Raw genomic sequence first — 9,261 nt, 5'->3', positions numbered from 1 at the left:
CATGACCACCCTGGACCACAACAATCTCGTCAGCCCCACTTTGAACCACGTGGTGTGCCCAGGCGCAAGCAAGACTGATGCTCAAACGCACCGCATGGCTTACTGGTCTTGGGGCGACGAGGCCAATCCTCGCATCCTGATTTGCGTGCACGGACTGAGTCGTCAGGGCCGTGACTTCGACGCCCTGGCCCAATCGCTGAGCAGTCAATACCATGTGGTCTGCCCCGACGTGGTCGGGCGCGGGCATTCCGACTGGCTGGCCGCGCCTGCGGGCTACCAGGTCTTTTCGTACGTGTCCGACATGGTGACGCTGGTGCAGCAACTGCGCGCCTCGCTCAAAGCGGAGAGCCCCTTGGACATCGACTGGGTGGGCACCTCCATGGGCGGCTTGATCGGCTTGGGCTTTTCAACCTTGCCGACCGAAGTGACCGGGGTGCGAATTCGCAAGATGGTGCTCAATGACGTGGGCCCACGGCTGCGCCACGATGCCCTGGTGCGCATTGGCGACTACCTGGGCCAGCCCAAGCGCTTTGCCACCGAGCAAGAGGCGGCCGACTACCTGTGGAGCATCTCTACCGGCTTTGGCCCGCACACGCCTGAGCAATGGCTGGCCTTGTCGCGCCCTTTGCTGCGCCCAACGGCCGATGGCTTGGGCCTGCAACTGCATTACGACCCGGCCATTGCCGAGCCTTTCAAGTCGATCTCGGCTGAAGCCGCGACCAGTGGCGAAGCCGCGCTTTGGGGCGTCTACGATGGCCTGAAAAGCGAGGTGCTGTTGTTGCGTGGCAAAAACTCCGATCTGCTGGACCACGAGACCGCGCAAAGCATGACGCAGCGCGGCCCCAAAGCTCGCCTGGTTGAATTCGAAGGCGTGGGCCACGCGCCCACCCTGATCGCCGCTGACCAGATCGCCACCATCAAGGACTTTTTGTTGGCATGAAGACAGGCATTCTTGATGCACCGCACGCGGCCATCGTTGACCTGGTCGATTTGAGCCTGCCCGGGCAGGATGGCGGTGCGGCCCATGCCCTTGCGCGCGCCAGAGCGTTTGCCGAGCCCTTGCTGGCCGAGCAATTGTTCGACACGGGCGAGAACGCCTTGGCCCATGCCGATGGTGTCTCGCAGATCCTGCTGGGCATTGGCGCGCCGCCATCGCTGCGCGCGGCCGCCTACCTGGTCTACGCCAGCGAGTACCTGACCCCGCCCGACGAAGTCATTGGCCGCGCCTTTGGCCCCGATGCTGCAGCCCTGGTGGCCCACACGCGCAAGCTGGTGCAGATACAACGCAATGCGCGTGACTCCTTGGGCGATGAGACCGATGGCCCCTTGCGCGCTGACCAGGTCGAGCGCATCCGCAAGATGCTGCTGGCCTTCTCGCGCGATCTGCGCGTGGTGCTGATGCGCCTGGCTTCGCGCCTGCAGACGCTGCGGCACTATGCCGCTACCAAGCTACCGTGCCCCAAGGCCTTGGCACGCGAGTCGATGCAGGTGTTCGCGCCACTGGCCAGTCGGCTTGGCATCGGGCAAATCAAGTGGGAAATGGAGGATCTGTCCTTCCGTTTTCTGATGCCCGACACCTACCGTTCGATCGCGCGCTCGCTGGACGAAAAGCGCCTGGAGCGCGAGCGCGATGTGGAGCAGGTGCGCCAGACTTTGGCCTCGGCCTTGGCGCAAGCCGAGCTGCAGGCCCAGGTGCAAGGTCGCCCCAAGCACCTTTACAGCATCTGGAAAAAAATGCAGGGCAAGAACCTGCCCATTGACCGCGTGTTCGACGTGCGCGCATTGCGCCTGATCGTGGCCGACATCCCGGCCTGCTATGCCGCCTTGAGCCGCGCGCACGAGATTTGGCGTCCCATGCCAGATGAGTTCTCGGACTACATCGCGCGGCCCAAGCCCAATGGCTACCAGTCGCTGCACACCGTGGTGCTGGGCGATGACGACAAGCCCATCGAGATCCAGATCCGCAGCCTGGCCATGCACGAGCACGCCGACAGCGGCGTGGCCGCGCATTGGGCCTACAAGGAAGCGGGGGCCAAGGGCTACGCCGGCGTGCAGGTCGTGGGCGAGTTTGAAAGCCGCGTGGCTGCCGCGCGCAAGACCGTGCTGCGCCAATTGTTGGCCTGGGAGCGCGACCTGGCCGCGGCCGACGAAACCGAAGGTGGCGGACCTGCCGGCCAGGGCTACTTCGACGACCGCATTTACGTTTTCACGCCCGACGGCAAGATCATCGACCTGGTGCATGGCGCCACGCCCGTGGACTTTGCGTACACGCTGCACACCGACTTGGGGCACCGTTGCCGAGGTGCCAAGGTCGACAGCGTGATGGTGCCGCTGAACACGGCCTTGCAAAGTGGCCAGACGATCGAGATCGTGTCGATCAAAGATGGCGGGCCCTCGCTGGACTGGCTGAACCAGGACCTGGGCTATGTGCGCAGCCCCAGGGCCCGCGCCAAGGTGCGCGCCTGGTTCAACGCGCTGGCCCAGCAAAGCACCATCGCCAAAGGCCGCGACCTGGTTGAAAAGCTGCTGCAACGCGAAGGCAAAACTGCCACCAAGCTGGAAGACTTGGCGGCTGGCCTGGGTTTTCGCAGCGCCGATGCCCTGTTCGATGTGGTTGGCAAGGACGAGTTCTCGCTGCGCAATATCGAGCAATTGCTGCGCCCCGCCGTGCCCGAGCAAGATCCGGATCATGTGGTGGCCCAGCGCATCGCGCGCAGCGAAGCGGAGCTGGACCGCAGTGGCCATGGCCGTGGCGTGTTGGTGGTGGGCATGGATTCATTGCTGACGCAGTTGGCCCGTTGCTGCAAACCCGCGCCGCCCGATGCCATTGGCGGCTACGTGACGCGGGGCAAGGGCGTGGCGGTGCACCGCTCGGATTGCAGCAATTTCCGCCAAATGGCCGGGCGGCATGGTGAGCGTGTCATCCCCGTCACCTGGGGGCAGCATGCCGCCGCCCAGAGCGCGCATTACGCCGTGGATGTGTTGGTAGAAGCGCATGATCGCCCGGGCTTGTTGCGCGATGTGTGTGATGCCCTGGCGCAAGGCAAGACCCACGTGGTGGCCATGAACAGCCAGACTCAGCGCGACCACACCACCATCACGCTCACGGTGCAAACCTCGGACACGGCCAAGCTGGGGCCGGTGCTCGCGCGAGTGACACAAGTGAATGGCGTGTTGAAGGCGCGCCGAAAATAGAAAAAAACATGCTACAATAGCGGTCTTGAAGGCGCGTAGCTCAGCTGGTTAGAGCACCACCTTGACATGGTGGGGGTCGTTGGTTCGAGTCCAATCGCGCCTACCAAGAGATCTGCACAGATTCTCTTGGAATTTCCCGGGAAACAACCAGAACCCGGTACCCAATGAATGGAGGCTTATGCCTCCATTTTTTTTGGCCAGCGCTTGGCGCTGTTGCCCCCGGGTTCGGCCCCCTGGTTCGGTCTGCAAGATGGTGATCAGGCAAACCGCCACTGACCATCCAGTCAATACAAAACACGGCTGCGAATCGTGCCCGTGATGCTCTGGATCTTCTGCAACGCCACTTCTGAATAAGCCGCATCCACGTCCATCACCAGATAACCGATGGCTTCATTGGTCATCAGGCTTTGTGCGGCGATGTTGATGTGGTTCTCGGCGAACACGCGGTTCACGTTGGACAGCACGCCGGGCACGTTCTCGTGGATGTGAAGCAGCCGGTGCTTGCCAGCGCCCAAAGGCATGCTCACCTCCGGAAAATTGACGGCCGACAGCGTGGTGCCGCAGTCCGAGTAGCGCACGAATTTCTCGGCCACTTCGAGACCAATGTTGGCTTGGGCTTCGAGCGTGGAGCCACCAATGTGCGGCGTCAGGATCACGTTGTCGAAGGCACGCAAGGGCGACAGGAACTCCTCATCGTTGCCTTTGGGCTCTTTCGGGAAGACATCAATGGCCGCGCCACCCAGGTGCTGGCTTTGCAGGCTGGCCGCCATTGCGTCAATGTCCACGCACGTGCCGCGCGCGGCGTTGATGAAGATGGCGCCGGGTTTCATCTTGGCGAACTGCGTGGCTCCCATCATGTCCTGCGTGGAGGGGATCTCAGGCACGTGCAGGGTGACCACATCGGCCGCGCCCAACAACTCGTTCAAGCTGCCCAATTGGCGCGCATTGCCCAGCGGCAGTTTGGTGACGGTGTCGTAATACACCACGCGCATGCCCAGCGATTCGGCCAGCACCGACAGCTGCGAGCCAATGTTGCCGTAACCGACGATGCCCAGCGTCTTGCCACGCGCTTCCCATGAGCCTTCGGCCGACTTGCTCCAACCGCCACGGTGCACCAGCGCGTTCTTTTGCGGTATGCCGCGCAGCAGCAGGATCAATTGGCCCAGCACCAGTTCGGCCACCGAGCGGGTGTTGGAGTAGGGCGCATTGAAAACGGGCACGCCCTTGCGCATGGCGTGCTGCAAGGCCACCTGGTTGGTACCGATGCAGAAACAGCCAATGGACACCAGCTTGTTGGCGGCCTCCAGCACCGCAGGCGTCACTTGGGTGCGCGAGCGGATGCCCAGGAAGTGCACGTCGCGAACTTTCTCAAGCAGGACAGATTCATCGAGCGCTGTCTTGATGTACTCGATGTTGGTGTACCCGTTTTTATGCAGCACATCCACGGCGTTTTGGTGCACACCTTCGAGCAACAGAAAGCGAATCTTGTCCTTGTCGAGCGAAAGCTGCTGCATGCCTGAATCCTTCATCTGTGGTGTTGATCAGGCAGACGCTACCATGACGAAGGTTTTCCACTGAAAGAATGGTCATGCCGATCGCACCAGACATCCTTGCCCGACTCCAGGCCATCGTGGGCGACAGCCATGTCAAGACCGATGCCGACAGCTTGAAACACTGGGGTTGCGACTGGACCAAGGTGCGCGTGCCGGCGCCTTCGGCCATTGTTTTTCCATCCACCGTGGCAGAGGTACAAGCCATTGTGCGTTTGGCCAACGAATTGAAGCTGGCCCTGGTGCCCTCGGGCGGGCGCACCGGTTTGTCGGCGGCGGCGGTGGCGGCGGAAGGCGAGGTGGTGGTCAGCTTCGACCGCATGAACCGCATCATCGAGTTCATCCCCGAAGACCGCCTGGTGCGCCTTCAGCCTGGTGTGGTCACTGCCCAACTGCAGGCCTTTGCCGAAGAGCAGGGGCTGTACTACCCGATTGACTTTGCCAGCGCAGGCTCGTCGCAACTGGGCGGCAACATTGGCACCAACGCAGGCGGCATCAAGGTGATCAAGTACGGCATGACGCGCAACTGGGTGCTGGGTTTGAAGGTGGTCACGGGCAAGGGCGATGTGCTGGACCTGAACAAGGGCATGGTGAAGAACGCCACCGGCTACGACCTGCGCCAGTTGTTCATCGGCGCCGAAGGCACGCTCGGCTTCGTGGTCGAGGCGATGATGAAGTTGGACCGCGCGCCGCGTGATCTGCGCGTGATGGTGCTGGGCACACCTGATTTTGCCGCCGTGATGAAGGTGTTGGCGGCGTTTCAAACGCAACTCGATTTGACGGCCTTTGAGTTTTTCTCGGAGCTGTCGGTGCAACTGGTGACCAAGCACCAGGGCGTGCCTCGGCCTTTTGAGGCGGCCGCGCCGTTTTATGCCCTGCTCGAGTTCGAGGCATCGAGCGAGAAGGTGGTGGACGAGGCCATGGCCTTGTTCGAGTCCTGCGTGGAGCAGGGCTGGGTGGTCGATGGCGTGATGAGCCAGAACCAGACGCAGGCCAAGTCGCTTTGGCGCTTGCGCGAGGGCATCTCTGAAACCATCTCTCACTACACGCCTTATAAAAACGATTTGTCGGTGCTGATCAAGCACGTGCCGGCCTTCATTGCCGACATCGACGGTATCGTCGCGGACCAGTACCCCGATTTTCGCGTGGTCTGGTTCGGCCACATCGGCGATGGCAATGTGCACCTGAACATCCTCAAGCCAGACGACATGGCCAAGGACGATTTCTTTGCCAAATGCGCGACCGTGAACACGCAGATCTTCGAGACGGTGGCGCGGTATGACGGGTCGGTGTCGGCCGAGCATGGCGTGGGCCTGACCAAGAAGCCTTACCTGGGCTACAGCCGATCGCCGGAGGAGCTGGCTTACATGAAGGCCGTCAAGCTGGTGTTCGACCCCAACAATGTGATGAATCCGGGCAAGGTGTTTGACCTTTGAAAGGCGCGGCCGCCCATTGAGGCGGGCCGCTCACTGCAGCACGCCGATCACGATCAGAACACTGTTGCCGCCCGAGATTTGAGCTGGGCCTTCGCCACCGTGGGGGTCGCCCATCTGCGCGGCTCGGGCCGGGTCGATTTTGTCGGCCCCCGTGTTGACCTGGGCGCCGTAGAACACGCTGTCGATCTGCACCTTGCCCCGCACGCCGTAGAGCATGGGAGACTGGTTATTGAAGTAATCAACCTGGCTGCCGGAGCCCGACAGTTCAATGCGGAATGCGGGCTTGTCGGCGGTGCCGTCCTTGCCCAGGTAGGTGTACGAGATGTCACCCCGCCAGTCCGACAGCTTGATGGATTGGCCGCTGGTGGCCGTGATTTGGGGGCCAAGCTGTCTTCGGCCTGCCAGCTCATGTGGGTGACCTTGAAACCGACCTTCTTGGGCGGGCCCTCGGCAGGCGCATAGGCCAGGCCTTCGGTGAAAAACATGGACGTGAGCTGTTTGGCCTGCGGCCCGCTGTAGTGCCCACCAACGTCGGTCAGGATGAACATGCCCTCGCTGCCGAACAAGGCGCCAGCCCGAAAGCGCGCATCGGCCACGCGGCCTTGATCGGCCAGCTCGGGCGTGGGCCGCAGGCGCTGGTAGTCGCCCCAGACACTGCCTTGCCAACCCCGGTATTTGCGGGGGTCGTCCAGGTCGGCCGCGCCAAGCTTGTTCTGGTCGTTGGGCGCCACCAGCTTGGCCAGGTTGACCGTGCCGCCCAGGTGTAGCAGGCCGCCACCATTGGGGCCGGAGGCCGCATCGACGTTCAGCCCGGTGGGCAGGTTGCCGCCAAAGTAGCTGTCTTGGGCGTAGTCAGGGTGGCTGGGCGTGAGCAGTGGCTCCACGTCGAAGATGCCCGGCGCCTTGAGCTTTTCCTTGAAGATGAGCCCGACCATGGTTTTGGCCATCAGCAGGTCGGCATTCCAGGTTTCATCGACCAGGCCGCCCTCATCGGGTTTGGGCTTGGCGGCGTGGTCCAGGGTGAGGATGCTGATCTGTGCCAGCGAGGCCAGCAGGATCACCGTTTGAACGTTGTCCTCGAGCCGCTTCATGAAAGTCTGGCTGCCCAGGTACTCGTCGATCCGTAAACCGATGATCCGGCTGACGAGGTCGGTCTTGATCGAGTTGCTGGGCGTGAGGGGTTCGATGGCGTCCAGGTACTTGCCGAAGGTGGACAGGTTGCTGCCGAAGCTGTCGCCATACTGCAGGCCGCCGGCGCCCCCATTGGGGGTTCTACGCCGGAACCCCAGAAAATTCCGTCACCCTAGATCCAGCCCTGTCACGAGCGCATCCAAGTCGATCAATTTGCCGTCGCCATTGAACGTGTAGTGCCCATTCAGCAGGATGTGGCGCCAGGCTGCCGGTGAGATTTGTGTGATCAGTGCCAGAGCCTTGCCGTTGCCGCCCCTCTCTAACTTTGTAAGAAGCCGCGACAGAATCGCCGAGTTGTAGAAGATGATCGCGTTTGTAATCAGCCGAGCGCATTGGTTGCTGATCTCAATTTCGATGTCGGTGCGTCCTGTCAGCTCTTTCTTGCCACCGACCTGCGCGATGGTCGAGCGTACCTGGTGGTAGGACTCAATACGATTTTGCGAGCGGTGGACGTTGCGCTCCAGTTGAGGATCTCGCAGGTAGCGTAACGTGTATATGCTGCGTACCAGCTTGTCAAACTCGAAGACTGCCCGCCGTGTCGGATTCTGCGCTGTGTAGGTGCATAGCTTTCGGATCAACGTACCCTGGGTCATCTCTTTGAGGCCCAACGTCGCGACGATCTGGTCGATGTTGGCCTTCTCGTCAATGATGATCTGCCGGTCGATCTGGCCAACCGGCTGGATCAGGCACTTCTCGTACTGCGCCGGATCATCGGCGCAGTACAGCTCTGCCAATTGGCTTTCCATGTTGTTGAAACGTGGCTCAAAACGTCGGCCGAACCAGTGCAGGATGGCGAAGTTGGCTTTGTTGACGCTCTGCATATCGCCGGTGATTGCGGTCGGCACGATGTCCGAGGTGTTGCGATACCAGATGTCGAACACATGGTGGGCCTCGTACTCGTGCGCACCGATGAGGTAGCCATTGATCGGCACATGGTTGCACAGCAGCGTGTAGGCCAACACACCCTTGCCGCGTCCGAAGTATTTGCACGAATAGCGTGCCTTGACGGTAGGCCGCTCGACGCCAAATTTTTGGCCATCGACGGCGCCGTACAGGACATCAAGATCAAATGAGTAGTATGGAAAAATCGGCAGCGCTGCGATGGCGTTGCTGATGCGGTCATTGGCTGCATACAGCGACGCCTGGCGCAGGTACTGCTGATATGTGCTCTCCAGCACATGGTACGGGATGTCGCTCGTACGCGCCATGACATGACTGCCGTGATTCATGGCTTGCGCCATGATGACTGCCATCAGGCTGTCAGTGTCGGCCACCTTTTTTGCATAGCGCGGCTGCAACGGTGTCAGCGCCGACAGAAACTGGCACTGGCCATTGACGAAGCGCAGCACGTCGGAGACGGCACAGAATGGCAGTTGCTCGTAGAACGATTGCTCGCGCGCCTTCAGGCTCTCGACCTTGGGCTTGTGCCAAGTCAGCGCCTGTGTGTCCTTGTCGTACTCCAGGTGCGTCAGCTTGCCCTGTTTCAACTCGCGGTTGAACGCCAACCATTGCCCGATAAGGGTGAAAGACGATGGGGTGTGATGGAAATTTTCGTCATGCTGTGCAGCACTCGATGAGCGCCTGCGCGCTCGTCACCGGCGCGTCGCAGCGATGGTTTCGGCACACGTAGGCGCCGGGTAGGCGGCCTACGGTGTGTCGTCCCTGGCCGATCAGGTTTCGAAAAATCATGACGAGCAGCTCATATACGACAATCCAGCGATCTCAAAGAACTCAGACGGCTTGGGCCTATAGTATTTCTCCTCCACCTCGTTCGACTGCTCGGCGTAGGGCTGCGTCATGACTTCCTGCAGCTCTCGAACTAGAGAGTAGTTCCCCGCAGTCGCTTGGCTGTACGCAGGCACAACGAACCACTCTCGCAAACTGTATTT

Annotated in this window: 6 protein-coding genes, 1 tRNA gene and 1 pseudogene; 4 read left to right on the top strand and 4 right to left on the bottom strand. The window is 61.3% G+C overall.

From position 1 onward, the window contains the following. The 3 genes from H7225_RS16295 to H7225_RS16285 form a co-directional block, all read left to right on the top strand. Positions 1-940 (top strand): alpha/beta hydrolase (locus tag H7225_RS16295; protein ID WP_290663708.1); only part of this gene is annotated, 940 nt, incomplete at its 5' end. Beyond that, positions 937-3,195, top strand: a complete 2,259-nt coding sequence (locus tag H7225_RS16290; protein ID WP_290663706.1) for a bifunctional (p)ppGpp synthetase/guanosine-3',5'-bis(diphosphate) 3'-pyrophosphohydrolase — start codon at positions 937-939, stop codon at positions 3,193-3,195. The genes H7225_RS16295 and H7225_RS16290, both read left to right, overlap by 4 nt. A gap of 29 nt (positions 3,196-3,224) precedes the next feature. Further along, positions 3,225-3,301 (top strand) — tRNA-Val (locus H7225_RS16285). A 178-nt stretch (positions 3,302-3,479) separates the two neighbouring features. On the opposite strand, the gene serA is transcribed toward H7225_RS16285, so the two are convergent. Further along, complete coding sequence (serA, locus tag H7225_RS16280) at positions 3,480-4,709, bottom strand: phosphoglycerate dehydrogenase (protein ID WP_290663704.1); 1,230 nt, start codon at positions 4,707-4,709, stop codon at positions 3,480-3,482. 68 nt (positions 4,710-4,777) lie between these two features. Here serA and H7225_RS16275 point away from each other — a divergent pair, with 68 nt between their 5' ends. Beyond that, complete coding sequence (locus H7225_RS16275) at positions 4,778-6,181, top strand: FAD-binding oxidoreductase (RefSeq protein ID WP_366481668.1); 1,404 nt, start codon at positions 4,778-4,780, stop codon at positions 6,179-6,181. Between the two features lie 53 nt (positions 6,182-6,234). Here H7225_RS16275 and H7225_RS16270 read toward each other — a convergent pair whose 3' ends face one another. The 3 genes and pseudogenes from H7225_RS16270 to H7225_RS16260 all read right to left on the bottom strand — a co-directional run. Next, positions 6,235-7,272, bottom strand: a complete 1,038-nt coding sequence (locus H7225_RS16270; protein ID WP_290663701.1) for a hypothetical protein — start codon at positions 7,270-7,272, stop codon at positions 6,235-6,237. Positions 7,273-7,479: 207 nt separating this feature from the next. Next, positions 7,480-8,883, bottom strand: a pseudogene (locus H7225_RS16265) (Tn3 family transposase); the annotation flags it as partial. A 174-nt stretch (positions 8,884-9,057) separates the two neighbouring features. Further along, the coding region (locus H7225_RS16260) for a hypothetical protein (RefSeq protein WP_290663699.1) at positions 9,058-9,261 on the bottom strand (204 nt) is incomplete at its 5' end.

The organism is Aquabacterium sp., assembly GCF_014378415.1.
Classification (GTDB): Bacteria; Pseudomonadota; Gammaproteobacteria; order Burkholderiales; family Burkholderiaceae_C; genus Aquabacterium.
The sequence above is the reverse complement of the archived record's forward strand: the minus strand, read 5'-3'. Positions and strand labels throughout refer to the sequence as shown.

Bases quoted from the DNA above. Each gene is read 5' to 3' on its own strand.
- H7225_RS16270 (WP_290663701.1), bottom strand. From the start codon at position 7,272: ATGAAGCGGCTCGAGGACAACGTTCAAACGGTGATCCTGCTGGCCTCG.
- H7225_RS16275 (WP_366481668.1), top strand. From the start codon at position 4,778: ATGGTCATGCCGATCGCACCAGACATCCTTGCCCGACTCCAGGCCATC.
- serA (WP_290663704.1), bottom strand. From the start codon at position 4,709: ATGCAGCAGCTTTCGCTCGACAAGGACAAGATTCGCTTTCTGTTGCTC.
- H7225_RS16290 (WP_290663706.1), top strand. From the start codon at position 937: ATGAAGACAGGCATTCTTGATGCACCGCACGCGGCCATCGTTGACCTG.